The 17664-nt window shown below is 45.2% G+C and carries 19 protein-coding genes; 8 read left to right on the top strand and 11 right to left on the bottom strand.

Going from position 1 to position 17664, the window contains the following annotated elements; genetic code table 11:
* Window positions 1–138 precede the first annotated feature (138 nt).
* Together OC443_RS23505 and OC443_RS23500 are read right to left on the bottom strand one after the other, a co-directional pair.
* Window positions 139–1263 carry a cyanobactin maturation protease PatG family protein gene (locus OC443_RS23505; RefSeq protein WP_073582833.1) on the bottom strand — a complete coding sequence of 375 codons (1125 nt, stop codon included), beginning with the start codon at window positions 1261–1263 and terminating at the stop codon, window positions 139–141.
* A gap of 10 nt (window positions 1264–1273) precedes the next feature.
* Entirely contained in the window at window positions 1274–2371 is a 1098-nt protein-coding gene (locus tag OC443_RS23500) for a cyanobactin maturation protease PatG family protein (RefSeq protein ID WP_073582835.1), read from the bottom strand.
* 202 nt (window positions 2372–2573) lie between these two features.
* Here OC443_RS23500 and OC443_RS23495 point away from each other — a divergent pair, with 202 nt between their 5' ends.
* From OC443_RS23495 to OC443_RS23485, 3 genes are all read left to right on the top strand, one after another.
* A complete protein-coding gene (locus OC443_RS23495) occupies window positions 2574–2981 on the top strand; it encodes an eCIS core domain-containing protein (protein WP_073582837.1) in 408 nt (135 codons plus the stop codon).
* Window positions 2982–3157: 176 nt separating this feature from the next.
* Entirely contained in the window at window positions 3158–4345 is a 1188-nt protein-coding gene (locus tag OC443_RS23490; protein WP_073582839.1) for a hypothetical protein, read from the top strand.
* Between the two features lie 164 nt (window positions 4346–4509).
* A complete protein-coding gene (locus OC443_RS23485; RefSeq protein WP_073582841.1) occupies window positions 4510–5355 on the top strand; it encodes a hypothetical protein in 846 nt (281 codons plus the stop codon).
* A gap of 163 nt (window positions 5356–5518) precedes the next feature.
* On the opposite strand, the gene OC443_RS23480 is transcribed toward OC443_RS23485, so the two are convergent.
* Window positions 5519–6433, bottom strand: a complete 915-nt coding sequence (locus OC443_RS23480; protein ID WP_073582843.1) for a HEPN domain-containing protein — start codon at window positions 6431–6433, stop codon at window positions 5519–5521.
* Between the two features lie 325 nt (window positions 6434–6758).
* On the opposite strand from OC443_RS23480, the gene OC443_RS23475 reads away from it, so the two are divergent.
* From OC443_RS23475 to OC443_RS23460, 4 genes are all read left to right on the top strand, one after another.
* The gene (locus OC443_RS23475; RefSeq protein WP_073582845.1) at window positions 6759–6950 is read left to right on the top strand and encodes a CVNH domain-containing protein; all 192 of its coding nucleotides are present in this window, start codon (window positions 6759–6761) and stop codon (window positions 6948–6950) included.
* Window positions 6951–7080: 130 nt separating this feature from the next.
* Complete coding sequence (locus OC443_RS23470; protein ID WP_073582847.1) at window positions 7081–8133, top strand: hypothetical protein; 1053 nt, start codon at window positions 7081–7083, stop codon at window positions 8131–8133.
* Between the two features lie 481 nt (window positions 8134–8614).
* Window positions 8615–9544, top strand: a complete 930-nt coding sequence (locus tag OC443_RS23465; RefSeq protein ID WP_073582849.1) for a glycoside hydrolase family 18 protein — start codon at window positions 8615–8617, stop codon at window positions 9542–9544.
* 327 nt (window positions 9545–9871) lie between these two features.
* Window positions 9872–10162, top strand: coding sequence for a hypothetical protein (locus OC443_RS23460; protein WP_073582851.1), 291 nt, complete (start codon window positions 9872–9874; stop codon window positions 10160–10162).
* A 231-nt stretch (window positions 10163–10393) separates the two neighbouring features.
* Here OC443_RS23460 and OC443_RS23455 read toward each other — a convergent pair whose 3' ends face one another.
* The 6 genes from OC443_RS23455 to OC443_RS23430 form a co-directional block, all read right to left on the bottom strand.
* On the bottom strand, window positions 10394–10795 hold the full coding sequence (locus OC443_RS23455) for a C-GCAxxG-C-C family protein (RefSeq protein ID WP_073582853.1): 402 nt from the start codon (window positions 10793–10795) through the stop codon (window positions 10394–10396).
* 2 nt (window positions 10796–10797) lie between these two features.
* Entirely contained in the window at window positions 10798–11184 is a 387-nt protein-coding gene (locus OC443_RS23450; protein ID WP_073582855.1) for an OsmC family protein, read from the bottom strand.
* Between the two features lie 73 nt (window positions 11185–11257).
* Window positions 11258–12073, bottom strand: a complete 816-nt coding sequence (locus OC443_RS23445; RefSeq protein ID WP_073582857.1) for an MBL fold metallo-hydrolase — start codon at window positions 12071–12073, stop codon at window positions 11258–11260.
* Window positions 12074–12320: 247 nt separating this feature from the next.
* Window positions 12321–12803 (bottom strand): FG-GAP repeat domain-containing protein, encoded by a 483-nt coding sequence (locus OC443_RS23440; RefSeq protein ID WP_083601607.1) that lies wholly within the window; start codon window positions 12801–12803, stop codon window positions 12321–12323.
* Window positions 12691–13128 (bottom strand): VCBS repeat-containing protein, encoded by a 438-nt coding sequence (locus OC443_RS23435; RefSeq protein ID WP_073582861.1) that lies wholly within the window; start codon window positions 13126–13128, stop codon window positions 12691–12693. Before OC443_RS23435 ends, OC443_RS23440 begins: the two co-directional genes overlap by 113 nt.
* A gap of 305 nt (window positions 13129–13433) precedes the next feature.
* On the bottom strand, window positions 13434–14339 hold the full coding sequence (locus OC443_RS23430; RefSeq protein WP_073582863.1) for a LysR family transcriptional regulator: 906 nt from the start codon (window positions 14337–14339) through the stop codon (window positions 13434–13436).
* Between the two features lie 109 nt (window positions 14340–14448).
* Here OC443_RS23430 and OC443_RS23425 point away from each other — a divergent pair, with 109 nt between their 5' ends.
* A complete protein-coding gene (locus OC443_RS23425; protein WP_073582865.1) occupies window positions 14449–14724 on the top strand; it encodes a DUF1330 domain-containing protein in 276 nt (91 codons plus the stop codon).
* 326 nt (window positions 14725–15050) lie between these two features.
* On the opposite strand, the gene OC443_RS23420 is transcribed toward OC443_RS23425, so the two are convergent.
* Both OC443_RS23420 and OC443_RS23415 read right to left on the bottom strand, forming a co-directional pair.
* Window positions 15051–16256: an aminotransferase class I/II-fold pyridoxal phosphate-dependent enzyme gene (locus tag OC443_RS23420; RefSeq protein WP_073582867.1), complete on the bottom strand. Its 1206-nt coding sequence runs from the start codon at window positions 16254–16256 to the stop codon at window positions 15051–15053.
* Between the two features lie 432 nt (window positions 16257–16688).
* Window positions 16689–17648: a transposase gene (locus tag OC443_RS23415; protein ID WP_073582869.1), complete on the bottom strand. Its 960-nt coding sequence runs from the start codon at window positions 17646–17648 to the stop codon at window positions 16689–16691.
* Between the last annotated feature and the right edge of the window lie 16 nt (window positions 17649–17664).

Below are 17664 nucleotides of genomic sequence, written 5' to 3'. Positions count from 1 at the left end.
GCAGGGATTGGGGGAATTTCAGCGACATACAGGGAAATCAGCGAAACCGGTCCGGTTGATGTGAGCGGCAAAAAAAAGACCGGAAAAGACCGGCCTGTGAAGGGAGTCACTGCATGTTGAAGTGACAGCAACCGCGGTTTAAAGCACATGAATATACGGTTCGAATTCACTTACCATAAACGGATATTCATCCGTGACATCAATGGTGGAAGACCAGGGCTCAATCACACTGGTTTTCTGGTCCTGATAATTAAAAATCACACAGACCAGCGTGCGTTCCCCGGCGTAGTACAGCCGGGCGTCAATGCCGATCAGATGCACGGCCTGACGCTGTGATTGCTGGCGCTGTTCATAGACTTTGCTGTAAAAACCGGTGTCATAACAGAGCAGGTAGTTGAGGGCGCGTGCTTCATCGGTCATACCGGCATTTTTAGCCAGCAGCAGATAGCTTTTGATCAGCTGGGCCATCGTGGCCTGTTGATTATGCTGATGGAAATAGCCGACCTGATCGGCGATGGTGGCCGGGTCCACCTGACGAAATTTATCAATATGAAGCTGGCTTAATTCTCCGGTGCCGGGCGTGACTGAACCCACCACCAGTGTATTGATTGTTGAAGTTGAATCATTGACGTTGGTGCCGGATTGCGGTGGCGGATTAAAACCGCCCTGGTCCGGTGAAGGGGGCGTTTGTGTTTCATCCAGTGCGTTAATCAGCTGCTGCATATTATATTCACTCGGGATCAGCTGATAGATTTCATTCCCGTATTCATCTTCCAGCAACCATATCAGTTCACGCGCCAGATAGCGGAAATACCGGGAAGAGAGCACGGTATTGATCACTGATAGCATGTCATCTTTTGCCTGTTCTGCGGTCATCGGCGGCGGCGTTGTCGGGACAGGCACCGGCCAGAACGGCGCAAACCCTTTGACATAATCCATAATATCATGCGGATATTGTTGAATGACCTGAGCGGCGCAACGAAACTCCCGTTCAATTTGTGTATCCGGCCAGCGGGCGGAAATCCGGCCCAGTACACAGACATCATTTTCTAACGCATTAAGGCCAAATGAGAAATCATCTGCCTGTCGCTGAGCGGTTTGCGGAGCCATTCCCTGAACCATGCGGGAGAGGCTGCCGGTGGCGGGAGATGCCTGTACCGGCGTGTATGCTTTTGATCGTAATGTCTTGGATAAACATGGGCCTGAACCGGGAAAAGAGCCGGGTAAGGACAGGCTGGATAAGGCTGAGAGAGACTGGTTCATCAGAGGCTCCTTATGGCTGGGCTGGAATATAATCCGTCAGCGGTGTGTTCAGGTAGGGAAACAACCCGGTCACATCGACAGAGGCGTAATAACTGAACAGTCGTCCGCTGACGGCTTTCTGATAGTTAAAAATGACATTCACCAGTGTTTGATTGCTGGTGGACGGCGCATAGCCCGTTTGAATGCTGAGCAGGAAAGCGGCATCGCTTTGTGCGTGACTGCTGCTGATCCGCGAGGCGGAAGCATCGGTCTGTGTCTGGTAGATTTCGGGATAGCGGAAAGTGAGAAAGTTTTTGGCCCGGAGAAAATCACTGTTGCCCAGATTTTTCCGGGTTTCCATCAACTCCAGCAGATTCGCAATCGCCGTGGTGGTGGTATTTTCATCGGTGTGGTCAATTTTTTCTTTGATGGTTTGCGGGTCTGCATCAAAAGCAAACATGTGGCGGCAGTGGATCACCGGCAGCACCGACTGATTGAGATTATCACTCTGAGCCATGCCTTGCTCTTCGCCAATCAGGACACACAACAGATGCGGCAGTTGCCCGTGACTGTTTTCAACGGTGGCAAGGTAATCAATAAATTCATTTAATTCGACCACACTGTTTGGCCGGACCAGATAAACATCCTGCTCATCGACTGATAACACCCAGTTGATTTGCTCGGCAATATAGCGGTAGGGCCTGGTTTTGCGCGAGCTGTAGGCGGTACTGTTTTGTTCCTCATTGGTTTGATAGCCGAAAATGGTGCCGTAATCATAAGGCGCAACAGTCTTTCTGGTTTGTGCTGAGATTTCCTGCGCGGCCGCTTCACACTCTTTTTCCAACCCTTTGTCGGGAAACACCACCCGCAGTTTTCCCGCGACATAAACCGGCTGAGGCACGGGGGGCGTCGGGATGACCGGTGCCGGTGGCTCCGGTGCGGTGACGGTGACTTGATCGCTGACGCCATCGTTGACTTCATCGATCGTGGCTTTTTGTACTGGTGAAGGTTCCGTCATCACCGGTGCTGCGGGCGGCGCTGCGGGAGCAGGCGCTGCAACCTGCGATGGGAGAGCCGGACCAGCACCCTGCGGGTTGCTGGTTTCCGGGGATTGTTCAGGTACAGACATAATCATTCCTTCTGAAAATAAGAGCGAAGGCATCCAGCATACTGCCTGCCGGCACAGAACAGTCGGGGAATTGCGGTGATTTTTCAGCCGGAATGATGCACTTGAAGCCGGGTTCTGAATCCGGGGGCTGTTGCATGGTTTTGGCTGAAACAAGCATCGGTCCGTCGGAGTTTTTTCCGCTGTCTTATTCTAGATTGAACTTATGGTAATCAGAACGGCAGCGTCCACAATGGCTCAGGCTTCAATCTATAGTTCATCTTCGTCAGGTTCAGTACGGCGGCCGTGTTCTCCGGTCGGCTATCCGCTTCCGGCCCGCTTAAGGCGCGGGATGGAAAAGATCACCGGGATGAATTTGCAGTCGGTGCGGGTATTTTATCACTCGCCCAAACCGGCACAGGTCCATGCCCACGCGTATGCGCAGGGCGTGAACATTTATCTGGCACCGGGGCAGGAACATCATCTGCCGCACGAGCTGGGGCATATTATCCAGCAGGCCAAGGGTATGGTGCAGCCAACCACGCAGGTCAACGGCGTGGATGTCAATGATGACCCGCGGCTGGAGGGGCATGCCACAGCGCTGGGGGAAGCGGCGGTGCGGGTGGGGTATTGATGGGGTGGCTTAACCATTCATCCATGAATGCTTTTTCTGGTATGGGTGATCCATTGGGTGCAATGGCCTTTTAGCTGGGTTTATTGGTGTTAAAGGGTTATTGGTTTGAGTGGGTTGTTATAGGCAATGAAAGAAAGCCTATAACATGCACTAAAGAAAATTAATAGGTTTGAGATATGTATGTACAGATAGAGAAACCGAAAGATAATAAAAGTAGATTGGTTACTAATTCGGTTGTTCAGAAAAAAAGTAATAGCAAGCAGGATTTTGGGTTTGTTGATAATAGACCCGACGCTATTGTACAACGAAAGTTGCAGGGAATGGAAAATAACAATAGACAGAAACATCAACCCAAAGCCAAATCAATATTGTCAAATATTAAAATTCAAAGAGATAAAGGGGAAATTGTGCAAAGAGTAGTGCGATTTGAAGGAGTTGATTACCACACCCCTAAAGAACTTTGGGGGAGCAATGCTTTTAGTTTTTGCATTGGAAAAAAAATTAGTATGGGCGATGTAAATGCATGCGTTAAAGACACTGATAAGATTTATGATCTGGAAAACAATCTTGCTGCTATCGACGAAAAGATAGAAAAGACGCAAGAACAACTTGAGATTGATGCAGGTAAAGCTGCTACAAAAGAAACTAACTTAATTGTGAATACAAAGCCTTATGAAAATAAGAAGACATATGACGTAGCAATTGATGAAGGTGCGGCTTTCTTGAAAGGTGGTCCGATAGAACTTATAGGCACTCATGGATTAAATGGATGTGTGGCAGTAATGATTGAATGCGAAAATAAAGGTAACGTTGCCTACTTTCTTGCGCATGTTAGCAGTCATCTGGCTGGAGATATCGAATTAGTGCAGGCTGAGGTAAATAAAATTCTATACACCTTAAAAGAAGCTGTTGGAGAAGAAATTGATTGGACGGCGTTCGATGGCGGAAGTGAAACTAAAAATAAAATATTGTTGGCAAGAAGTCCTTCAGAGAGTGAAGAGCTATTTGTAAATATCCGGACAGTACTTGCTAAAAGTGGTGCAACAATGTTTGCAACGTACCATACAAATGTCACAATTGATTTTAGCGGAGAAGAGGCTAAATTTTTCGGTAATGAAGCTAAATTTGATGAACGAGCTCCGCGGCTTAGCTCTGAGAATGCAGCAATAAAAGAATATGGCTATGGTAAGTCCCATGGTGATTCAGAGTATATCGAGTCATTGATTGAATCTGACAATGAAGAAGAAGCTATGTCAGAAATTGAATGTATTGCCAAAGCTGATGATTTGAAGGGATTAACACCTGAAGAACGTGAAAAAGAATTGATCTACCAACAATATGCGCAAGAATTAGGAGATATATAGAAGGTTCTACATTTTAATACAACTATTTATCATAGCTATTTTGAATGAAAGGAAAAATCCCATAACAAAACCTAAAAATCATTAAAACGCTTTTTAGCCCGATTGTTATAGGCAATATGGCAAGCCTATAACATCCCTAAATAAAATTAAAAAAGGTTTAATATATGTATTTACAAGTAGATAAATCAAAAGAAAATAAAAATCGATCGGTTGCTAATGATATTTTACATAAGGAGAATAATGAGAAGCGAAGATCTGGTTTTATGTATGGTAGAATTTTGGAAAATTTTTCTGATTCAAACCTCGTGAAAAATAACCACTTAGTGAAAATTGTTCAGTGTAGTAAATATATAGGCCGTTATACTGCTAATGCAAATGGGAATGTTCGTGATGAAAATACACATGATAAATTAGCCAGTTATAATGTAGGCGATGAGATTGAGGTAACATCAACTAAGACAAGTAAATTCTCAAGTAAAATTTTGAGCAAGGAGCATGTGTTTGGTTTAGTTAATGGAGTTGAGGGGTGGATAGTAGAAGATAATATTGGTACATGGCTTGGAAATGCGCATGATATTATATATCAGAATCCACCAGAAAGATTATGGGATAATATACATGCTCGTTTTGAAACAAATAATACTTCGAATAATCGTGGAAACTCAAAATACACTGTTACAAGGGACGATTTATATAGATATGCTCCAGTAAATTTAGCCCCAGATCGGAATGCTTTGAATCAAGTCTATCATGATTCAAAAAATAGGCATGTAGCTTATACTTCCGATATTAAAGTATTAGATAAGTTGTTTGGTGAAGTTTTTAGCGATGGAGTGATTACCTATGATGATCAATATTTGATTGCCGTGGATGACTCGGGGAAATATGAGAAAATAAACATATCATTAGCACCACAAAATGGTCTGACTGTCATAGACTTCAACTACAATCCTAATACAAACAAAATAAGCGGTAGACACGTTGGACACGCTGTTACAAACTTGGAATAAGGGGCTTTTGAGACTGTCTCCTCCAAATACCAAATACCAAATACCAAATACCAAATACCAAAAAATACGGCAAAATACGGGGACAGACACCCCAGCGAAGATCAAATCATCCTGAATACCGTGTCTGTCCCAATGGCATTATCGTTTTAGACCTTCGATGCAATCAGCGGTTTGATGCACCTAACCGCGCCAGACAAACCGCTTCCACCAAATCCTTTAATTTCACCACTTCCCCGGCCAGATACGTCAGCTCGTCTTCGGTAATTTCATAATGGTCGGAATAACGGCCTTCCACATAAGCGCGTTTGAGGCGCTGCATGCTGCGGCGGTGGAATTTGGTCTCCATCGGGAACAAATCGGCGAAGCGGGGATCCTGCTGGGCGCAGAAGCTTTTCAGTTTGATCGGGTCATGAACTTTGGGCAGGTAATTAGTGCAGGTCAGGAGGGTGCAGGCGAGCAGGGCTTCGGTGGCTTGGTGTAGATCAAAGGCACTACTCGCAATATCAATGTCAGGATGGGTAAAACTAAAATTAAATTTGGTTAAATTATCCTTGGCTTTCTTAAACCAGATATCAAAATGCTTTTGCGAGATAGCGCGTTTTTCTTCATCGGTCAGATTGCCCGGGCGAGCCAGTGCGCGGGTGCCGTCGCTAAACAATTCAATCCCCTGCTCGCGGATATCTTTAAAGAAATACAACCCCTGATTCAGCCAGGTGTTGACTTCATTTAAGGTGTGCACAATCACCCCGACCGGAATATCCGGGATCAGGCGCTGAATTTTGTCGTCAACCAGATGCCATAGCCGGTGATCATCGGCTAACTCTTGATGATTGACAATGACCAGAATGTCGTAATCGCTGAGATAACCATTGGCCGGGTCATAGACCCAGGGCGTGCGGCCATGTTCATCCGGCTGACGGGCATAACTGCCAAATAAAATGATTTTCTGAACCTTGAACAGCGGCGGTTTCCCGGCCCGTTGCCTGACCAGTGCATCGACCTCATTACGAATGGTATTCGCCACCCTTTGGATCTGATGTTGGTTGGATTCAGGCAGATGGTCGAGTGATTGTTTCATCGGTCGTCGGGCTCTTTCATGTTCAGCAGGTATCCGAGAAGGATAACGGAAGCGGGAAGAAAAGGGGAGTGTGAAATTGAATAATCCCGGCAGGAGAACGATGATCGATCACGCATTGATGTGTTGTTTGTGCAACTGATACCAATTTGATGCTGAAAGTATGGGTTGCGCCAGCGATATTAAAGGGGAGGCCGGTACTTATTGAAATGTGCCAGACCTCAAACCTTGTTCACCAATTCACAAAGCGATTCAGAGAAGTTATAGCGGGTGACACCATTGTGAGCCGGTGAAAAACCAATGATCAAGATGAGAGAGGGATTTAAAGATGAGTAATATACCTCCGGGTTCTTATGAAGAAACATCAAAAGATATCCATTTTGAAGGGACGCCGGGTAAGACCGATTGCTACCTGATTGCGACGTGTAAAAAGAGTGATGGGTCATGGATTGAAAGCAGGCTTAAGTACAATATTGCAAATTTGAATGGTGAACTCAAATGGGCGCCAAACGAGCACTAGTTGTACTGACTCAGACCTGATCTGATGGCGATGATCGCGGGTTGCTGTTGATGAATGAACCCGCGGTTTCTTTTCTTGATCTGTCTGCAGACGACATCCACTCACATAGAAATCAGAAAGGAATTTATTTATGGACACGTTAACTGAAAGTACAAGCATAAAAGAAGTGAACGAAATGCACTTTGATGTATACCATAGGAGGGCTAAAGGCATATGGGCTTTGTTCGGAGACCATGTCTATGTCACTTTTGCCGATGGGAGTTCATTTAAATGTCATGGTGGCGATACCGACGGCACTCTTCTTGAGGGCGCATCCGGGGTGGAAGATCTGAATCTTGCAAAGGCGATGAATGAACCAATGAGGATTCCGATTGAAGTCGCTGGTGTCACTCTTTTCCATATAACAACCAATGAGGCGGGTATTCTATATGGCTTTAATGGGGGGTGTCACACGATGGCTAACCGCATCATTGTTAAAAGTGGAAAGACGGTCAGCAAGGCACCAGGAGACGTTTTAAGTGCCTGTGTATTTGGTGAATATGGCATATACCTTCTGCCCTGTATAATTCCAGTTGTTGAATACCTGATGCGTTGGATTTATCGATTTGTTCCGGAAGAGACGCAAAAATTACTCAAACCCCTTCTCAAGTCTCCAACGGCTTTTGGACATATATTTATAACGGGGTTTCGAAAGGAGTGGAAAAAACGTCTGGAGGAACATGATATTCCGGTTTATCCTCATCTACGTGGACCTTTCAGCGAGCCCTTATCCGGGGAAGATAGTTTACAAAACCCTGATGCGTATATGATGAGACAATCAGAACAAGCATTATCTGAAAGTAAGTCTCTTATTCAACAAAAACTGGGTGCTGACTTCGATACAGAGACACAAGATCAACTTCTGTCCTGCCTGAAAGAACTCAACGAACATGTACCTGAAGAGAAATTGTTGCAATCACCAAGTCTTGCCGAATTACAGGATCACTTCGTTTCTGATTTTAACAAGAAAGTAAAAGCGACCCTTTCAAAAGCGCGTCATATCTTGAACAATGATGAAGATTACGAAAAGCTATTCAATGCAAAACCAGAGGAAGACATCATATTCCTTGATCAAAATAAGTTAAATGAAGTGATCAATGGTATTAAGGCAGACCTGAAAGAACAGTTTAAAGATAAGCATTAGTCTTTATACCCAAACAACCTGCATCTTCAGGTTGTTTGGGTATAACTGCCTGTCCTCGTATGTTTAGACGTGATACTCCCGGCGTGTTCAGCCTGTTTGCCGCCCCCCAACCGTGCCAGACAAACTGTTTCCATTAATTCCTTTAACTTCACCACTTCCCCATCCGTTGCCTGACCAGCACATCCAAACTCAGGAAATACAAGAGAAATATGAGGCAGTTCCCGGGGATTTAGATACTTTTGATGGCGAATGACTCGTCACGACGAGACCCCGATCAGCATCGACTTTGGAAAATTCACATGTAATAGAATGTAATATTTTATTTGCCAGTGAGCATATAAATTGAAGGTGTTTTCAACAGTGAAGGTTAGAAGTAAAAGTGAGTCAAAGAAGTCATATCACGCCTACCCTTTAATTTTTCTGAATTAGGGGACAAAACCTTTAATTCCAACTTACATATCATAGAAAAGAGGAAATAAAAATGAATCAATTGAATCGGAAAGTACGCCACTGGCCTCGTATTGCAATGGTTGGTTATATTGATTGTAGTTCAACAGGTGCTGTTCAGGCTATTACCAAGGAAGAAGTTCAATCTTATAATGTCATTATTTTTGGTTTTACGGATACTAATGGTGATGGGATGTCTCTTCAAAATACGATCTCGCGAATTCAAGGGATGGAATCTGAGGGGACACTCAATCTTGTTTCAATCGGGGGAGCAGCTTTTAAACCGACAAAGTTATCAGCCAGGGACGTAGCAGAAAATCTTATGAGGACGGTGCGACAATTGAATTTAGATGGTGTGGACCTTGATATTGAGGATCCGCATATTGAAATCTCATATATTGAAGAACTGGCGCAACATTTAAGAAAGGCGTGCGACGCAGAAGGCCATCTATTAACCTGTGCGCCGATTCTTGCAGGCGATAATCAAAAACCCACATTAAATACGCCCAATGGCGGTCCGTCATGGTTGCCTTTATATGGGGCTGAGGTCAAGCTGTTTGATGCAATTAACGTGCAAGCTTATAATTCCGGGAGCAGTTTTACCTATCAAGATCCAGTAACAGGAGAGTCCGTGTCAGAGGCATCGCCGGATATTGTTTGTGCCGGATATACGGCATTGCAATCGCGGGGTGATATCAACCCCGGGACAAAAATTGTTATGGGGATACCATGTAATGCGATGTCTGCTAATCAAGCCTCAAATTGTTGGCAGCCAGAGATACCGGCTCAGCAAACCGCTGAACAACTAGTGGCAAATGTCAACTACATCGTAGACGGGGACTATCAGATCAATCCTGAGATGTTTGGCGGATTAATGACGTGGAGTATCACGAACGATGCGTACTTTAGCGAACCCCGTGGTTATTTTTCTCAACAGGTTGCTGCAAAAGTGTTGCCTTTGTAAATGTGGAATGATCGCTAAAGGCTCACTGGAATCATTGCTACAAAACCTATAGAGAATTACCTGAGACAGACACCTTACTCTCTTGTGCCTGATGAGATGGTCACTCCGTCTATGGCATCACAATGTGCCATGATTGAAGTAATAAACAAACAATTGAACAGAGTGATCATGATCTCATTTCGAAATGTGTCTGTCTGGTCAGTTTTGGCACAATATGACCGTGAACTGATACTGAACTGACACTGACCCACTTTCTATTTCTCGCTAAGATTGTTCTTGAATCCAGTAGGGCTTTCCTACAAAACACATATTATCAGGAGTAATACAATGTCAGAAATTACAACACAAGAGACAACAATGGGCGCTTGGTCTGAATTCACCAGTGAAATTAGCGAGATGGCAGAGCTATCGTTTAAAGAAGCCTTTAACGGATTTGTAGGGGTAGATTACAAACCTGTTGCTGTTGCTGAGCAAGTTATTGCGGGTATGAATTATCAATTTTTCTGTAATTCAAAAACTGTCTACCCCGGTGCTACTAATGAACCTGCGATGGTTTACATTACAAAACCGGTAGGCGAACAGGCTGTCATCACACAAATCATTCGGATTTCAAACTAAGTTTCTATTCATAACAAACAAATTTTTTGAAATACCTCTGCATTCGCAGAGGTACACGCCCCGGCAGTCTCAAAAATTTTCCGGAAAGAAGAAAGTATTGAAAGGACAATTTCCGTTTTTGAAAAGCCAGGCCGTTTTGCAAGGTGCCTGTCCCTGCTATTTTTGTGAAAAGCCATGCCGTTTTGCAAGGTGCCTGTCCCTGCTATTTTTGCCCCAGCTATTTTCAGAAAACTACCTGGCCCCGACAATCTCATCGAGAATTTCCCCGCCAGACAGAATTAACCCGTGACAGCCGGTCTTTTCATCCCGGTGATTTTCTTTCAGATTGTGACAGTTGGTTGACTGATACAGGGATTCAAACTGCTGAATAGCCAGTTTGATTTTCTCTTTCATTTCAGGGCTTGTGTGGCCTCTTTCTTTGGCATATAAGGCACTGAGAACCATGGTTATCCCGGTCACCACACCACAGGCACCTTCAACACACATGCCACCGCCAAACCCGGCGGCAAGGCGAATGGCATTGTCATCCAGGCCTAAGCCGTATGTATCATTGGCTCCTTTGACGATGGTTTCTGCACAATTCAGGTCGTGACGGGCCTGAAATCCTTGTTCAATCAGCTGCTGTAACTTCATTATTATGCTCCATTTCGCTGGAATGATATTTCAGATGAGAGTGTTCGCCGGACAGGGCAGGATTCTGCTAGATTCATTAGTTCATCTCTTTCTGCCGGAGAGAGATTGCCTTCAGGTTTGATGTCATATTGCAAACAGACCTGACCCGTTTCTCTGCGATCAATGCTCACGGTTGTCGAGACAGAGTCGAGCGCCAGCGCATGCTCGTCAGCATACATTCTGATGGACATGCTGATGCAATTTGCCAGTGCTGCCTCAATTAATTCATGGGGTCTGAAACCATCACCATGCCCGCCTTTTTCAGAAGTATTATCGCTGTATGATGTCACGTTGCCGTTGGTAAATATGGTCTTGTACCGTGTTGGATGACTTTTGGTGGTGACTGTCATGATAAGTGCCTGATATGAGTTGGTTCCACTGACAGACCAATATATACCCAAAGCGATTCAATGTGCATTGGTTTTAGTATTCCGGCATCCCGCCATCAGATCTTGGGCCATCAATCAGCATCTTTACTGAGGCGGGGTTTGAAAAATCTATGACTGAAAGATCAATCACCAGCCCGTCTTTGCTCAGAAATAATCGCTCATGTGCCTGAATACCCGCTTCGAGTTCAGCAAGAGCCTCATCAAAACAGTGATACAGGCCCAGCGCACCGGCGCCTGTTTCAGAAAGTAACCGGATGCAACCGTCCAGATCGCCGTGTGAAGATTCTGCCGGTAGTGTTTGTGCTGAAGCACATTCCTGAAAGGCGAGGTCGACACCTTGCATGAGTGCCTTCGTTGCGGAAGTGGGGCGGCCATCGCCACTGTAGAACAGACTTTGCCCGTCGACTTCAATACGCAGCGCCTTATTGGCGACTTCATGCTGTGAGTTCGCCGTGAACAGTTGCCAGTGTTGCCAGCGAAACTGATCGGTGATCTCATGCCAGCGTATTTCAAAACAACAGGATGTTTTCGGCCAGGTCGCCAGTTGAACCAGTGATTCCAAAGGGGGTTGTTGTGCCTTCTGACAGAAAATATCGAGTGGGCGCTGGCGGCCGAAACTCTTCCACTGATTCAGCAGTGCGGGGAGTCCGGCACAGTGGTCCGGATGGATATGAGTGAAAAAAATTACCTGAATATCATTGATATCCGTTCCCCGCTGCCAAAGCGCGCGCGGAACGGTCGGGCCACAGTCGATAAGCCACTGATTCTGCGTATTATCTTCGACAAGGATTGCGGAGGTATTGCGGCTTTTCGAGTACGCGCTTCCGGAGCCTGTTACTTCAATTTTCATCGGATCTCACCAGGATTTCTGTTTACTTCACTTAAATGGGGTGAATCAATTAGGAAAGTATCACCGCATTATATACCCAAGCAACCTGAACCCTGCATCTTCAGGTTGTTTGGGTATATCTGTTGCAGGTTACATTTCTTACAGCATTTTCAGATAGCAAACAATGAGGACAGGCGTAATGAGCGATGTTGTTGTGCCTGTCCCCGTAAATCACCGTAAATCTATACCGGCATTTTATTTCGACAGTTTATTTCGACAGTGGCGATAAAGACACATGAACACCATTATTGGCAAAACCAACAATATCCGCTTTGCCGTCACCATTGATATCCGCCATCATTCTCGGATGCTTATCAATCCGCCAGCCATCAGCGACATAACCAAATTTTTGGATAGCATGCACTGGAGAAGCAAAGCTGGTTTTCTGTGACAGAGAGTAATAAACCCCGTCATCAGAAAATCCGACCACATCCGCTTTACCGTCGCCGTTGACATCTGCCATCATTCTCGGATGTTTGGTGACCCGCCCGCCACCCGCATCGTGACCATACTGCTTGACCCACAAAGAGGGCGAAGTAAAACCTGTTCCGGTTGACAGGGATACGTATACTCCTGCGTTACCGAATCCAACCACATCCGCTTTGCCATCGCCGTTGACATCTGTCATCATTCTCGGGTGATTTTCGACCCGCCATTGACCCGCGTTGTAGCCATAACTGCCCATTGACATCTGCCATCATTCTTGGATGAACCCCAATTCGCCAGCCACCCGCTTTATAGCCATAACCTTCAACCCACAGATAAGGTGCATTGAATCCGGAACCGGTCGAGGTTGCCACGACAACGCCGCTGTGAGCAAATCCGACAATATCATCCAGCCCGTCACCGTTGACATCTGCCAGAATTCTTGGATGTTGTTCAACCCGCCAGCCTCCGGCATTATAACCAAAACTATTCAGCCACAGAGACGATGTCCAGGCGGGTTCATCAGCTGCCAAAGCTGAACCACTGAGTACCGTTAAGCTCAGCGCAGCCAGTAATTTATTCTGTATCATTAATCTCTCCTCAGAAGATAAAAAAATCGCGCCAATTCTTGCATATGCGATAAGTTTATTATGTAATTTTTGCCAGAATAATTTATCTTTATAAATTTCGTTTTATCAATAGATTGGAGTGGTAAGAAAGTAAATAAGAGAGAGCAGGTTAAGCGAATGAATAGATACAGACGCAAATAAGAACAGACATCACTGTTCCGCCTCTGTTACTGCCCGGTTAAATCGGGGTGTGGAATTGTGCCTGTCCTCACTAACTTTCTCACTAACTTTCTCACTAACTTTGTCCCCAATAACCTGGCACCGGTTCAGAACAGGTGAACTGTTTTAAAATAATGACAGAACAACTGATAAAAACGGCTGACGTGGCGCGGTTTGTCTCCGCTGTACTGATGGATAAAGTAAAAATGCCAGCTTTTTCCGGTGATGTCAGGAAGGACTCTGACTAAGCGCTCTCTGAGAATTTCGGGTTCAGCCAGAAAACCGGGGTACAGGACGATGCCCATGTCATGGAGAGCCATTTGCAGTGCCGTGTCGACGCCGGTGGTGATGGCGCAGGGTTCAACCGTGATATGCCAGTGAGCTGTTTTTTCAGGATTGAACAGTTCTAACGCATTATATTGCCATGGTGCCTGAATAAATTTATGGCCTGACAGGTCATCAATACTTTTTACTTCCCCGTATTGTTTGAGATATCCGGGAGAGGCACAAAATATTTCGGTCACCTTCCCAATTGATAACGCGCGATAATTGCAGTCTTTCAGGTTGCCGCCAAAGATCGCGGCATCCAGACTATGTTCGATCAGATCCTGCCACCGGGCGGTGACGATAATTTCGGGTTTGATCAGCGGAAACTCAATACACAACTGTCGCAGTGCCGGAACTAAAACATTCTTGTCAAACAGGGGCGGAATGGACACCCGAAAGCTGCCAGCCGGCTGATCTTTGACGCAGTCTAATTCTGTTAATGCCAGGCTCAATTGCTCCCGTAGCAGTTCACTGCGTGCCAGCAAGCTTTCTCCGACAGAAGTTAAGATGACACCGCGTGTATTGCGTACCAATAGCTGCTGCCCGGTAGCTTCTTCCAGACGTTTAATTTGCTGGCTGATGGCTGATTTACTGAGCCCCAGTTTTTTGGCTGCCAGGGTAAAGGAGCGTTTGTTAGCGACTTCAACAAAAATCAGCAGTAATGGTGCAAGCTTTATTGTGTTCATAAGGTCATTGTGTTCATAAAATTAAACAATGCGTTAAATAAACGTCTGTTGTTTAATTTTTCATGACTATCTAATCTAAGTCAACGCCATTCATTAAAGGAAAAATAAAATGACTTGTTTAGTGATCGTTGATGTTACTCCGGTTGATCCGGAGCTTCTTTCTCAATACAGCGCAAAAGCGGCTGAAACCCTGGTGCCATACAATGGACAGTTCATTGCAAAAGGAGAAACAGAAGTACTGCATGGTGAAGCGGCTCATCCGCTCAAAGCCGTCATCCGGTTTCCGGATAAAGAAAGTGCCCGTAACTGGTATAGCAGCGAAGCGTATCAGGCTATCATTCCGCTACGCGAACAAGCCATCATCAGCCATTTCCATATGATCTGATAGTTTGTGAAGTGAAGACGAAACAGAAAGGTCTGTTTCGTCTGTATTGAATCGTTTTCAGGCGTGTCTGTCCCGGTCTATTGCCTGCTGAGTATCACTGCGAGTAGTCAGGATGGTGACGTTTACCCGACTGATATTAAAAGCGTAAAATATCTGGCCTGCCGGGTGGTCTAAATCACCCGAAAGTTGGTGATGAGTGTCTGGCATGCCAGTTCGATCGTAATACAAACATCAGAAATATCTAATGGCTCGCTCCCATCATTCTTTGTAAATTCGTAACAATCCGGGGGAACTAACAAAACAGCGGACTAACAGGGACAGTCGTTTCAAAGATCTTCTGTAAAATATTCATTCAATAATTTGGCAAGCCTGTCCCGATCAGCTTGACCAATTTCTGTCAGTGTGGGTAAGTAGACAACGTTATCCATAATGAAGGCCGCGTTAACAGGCTGAAATGACGTTTCTGTTGTCCGGATCGCTGCCTGACTGTGTTTCGCCTGAGTTGAATCAAAACCATGTTGTAAAAGCTTGTTCTGTAATTGTTTCGGGTTGTGTGTCAGCAGGGGAACGACCCAGAAAGAGTGAAAACCTGCGTGTTTTGCCGGTATCACAATTGACTCATCTAATTTGTTCAGAAATTGTCTTGTTGTCTGTCCCCGGTGCTTAAATTTATCGTCATCGTGTGCCTGAAGTCGTCTCCGTAAGAGATACAGTAAGTGAAGCGGTGGCCGGAAGCGGATTTGTGGCGCTAAAGGGTCATGAGGGAAGCTTTTTGCTAATGTATTGATGGCCTGCTCTGAATCGAACCGGAGAAAACTCAGCAGCTGGATTAACAGCCCGTAGATGACGGGAGACAAGGCGAGTTTCAGAAGCAGATATTTCAGGGTTTTCAGCAAAAACCACCGTTCTGCTTTGATTGGATATCCGGATTCAACCCGTTCAATTTTTTCTATTTCACTGTGTGTCCTGGCAACAACCACGGCACCACCCAGTGCCGTGGAAGATTTAATTGTGCCAAAGCTGAACAGGCTGATGTCAGCATGTGGACTGCCCTGATACTGACTGCCGCAAAAGGCTTGTGCACAATCTTCAATGAGCAGAATATGCCGTTGCTTACACAGGTCGGCGATCGGTTTCAGATCGATGATCGTCCCATAGAGCTGTGCAAAGACGAAAACTTTTGTGTTGGCTGACAGGGCAGCTTCAAGGTGTTGGGGCAGGACAGACATATCCTGAATTTGTAAATCGACGGGGACGACTTTGAGGTGATGACTTTCAACAATTTGCACCATGTCTTTAATGTTAATCGCACTCATTAAAATTTCTGAATTTTCTGGATAATCCATGGCTGTGAGGAGACTGTCAAACGCTGTTCTGACGCTGAAGCTGATAGTCACATGTTCGCGGTGCTGCCAGAATGACAGAATGTCGTTTTCCAGTCTGAGACGGTTTAATGGTGTCAGATACGATGAGAGCGTGGCACAAAAATCAGAGAGTTGAATATCGGGTTGATAACGCGGATAAATTTTCATTTTTGGCTTGCTTTTCCAAAATATGTCAGAGGTTGATTATATTCAATCTGAAGCATTTCGGCTGCTGTGGCCGATCACAATTCAATTTTTCAGCCTGACTATCTGAACCTGGGTATTTAGCCAATTTAACCAAGAAGTCATGTTTCTTATACCACGATTTCTTGAGTGTTAATTTACTGAAAACAAAATAGCAGAAAAATAACAGGAAATAACAGGCGCGATAATCCGAGCTGGGACCAGATAATGATAATCTGGACAGTCGCTATTGAGATAGATCTGGACAGTCGCTATTGAGATAGACCGCAGAAAACTGATTATCAATAACGCATATTGGATCTGATATCTTCGTATAGAAAAATTTTTGCCTGAATTTTATAGTATTTATCGGCAGCTTACCTGAAATGATCGGATAGCAGAAATGAGAATTTTGGCTTAGATTCTTAAACCATCGATTCTTGTTTTATTAAAGAATTGTTTTGCAGATGTAAGTCTTGCGGTGCTACCGATCCATAAGCATCGCCTTCGTTCAAGGTTGGCTATGATCTTCAGGATTTCGGATTGAGAGAGGGATAACCGGGTGAGAATTGTAGGTTGGCGTTCATCGATCCATCCACGTTTGTCTGCGCGAATTTGCCTGCCAGCGAAATCAACCCATCCGATATAGTCTGTCAGCCGGAAAGGAATACCATCAGGCTGCTCCTGATGTTCATAACCGGTAAATGGATAAAGGTTATGTGGTGTTGGTTGATTCTTTTCCAGCGCATCCAGCCGTTTTTTCAGCGAGGTGTATTCAGAGGTTTCCGGCGTTTTTGCCATTTTGGCCCGGACCGGATTGAGATCAACATAAGTCATGGCCGCAAGCAGTGCTGCTTCATCCAATAAGGCCTGTGATTTAAATCTGCCCTCCCAAAAGTGACCGGTACAGCCATCTTCACGATTCGCCTGAACGGCAATTTCAAAGTTTAGCTCCTTCATCATCCAGCTCAGGGAGCATAAACGTTCCCGCCATTGTTGAATGATATGTTGACAGCGTTTGAATTCTGCTGTGCAGGTACATTGACGCTTGATGTATCGCTGAAGTAATAAAGGGAGTCTGTGTTCTTGCTGCCAGCGTTCAATGACCTGTTGATCCGTCAGTGATTGAGCTTTCGGGCGATTGATATGTAAGACTAAATGATAGTGATTGGTCATCACCGCATAAGCGCAGATATCGATACAGTAGATATTTGCCAGTTTGAGAATACGTTGCTCCAGCCAGTCCCGCCGGTGCTCATAGGAGCGGCCAGAAACGGCATCTTCTCCGCATAGAAATGACCGGCGTACACAGCGGGAGACACAGTGATAATAAGGTGTTACAGCCAGGTCAATTTGTTGGGAGCGGGGTGTCGTCATAACAATTCTTGCTGAG

Origin of the sequence: Vibrio quintilis (assembly GCF_024529975.1) — a bacterium.
Classification (GTDB): Bacteria; Pseudomonadota; Gammaproteobacteria; order Enterobacterales; family Vibrionaceae; genus Vibrio; species Vibrio quintilis.
The sequence above is the reverse complement of the archived record's forward strand: the minus strand, read 5'-3'. Positions and strand labels throughout refer to the sequence as shown.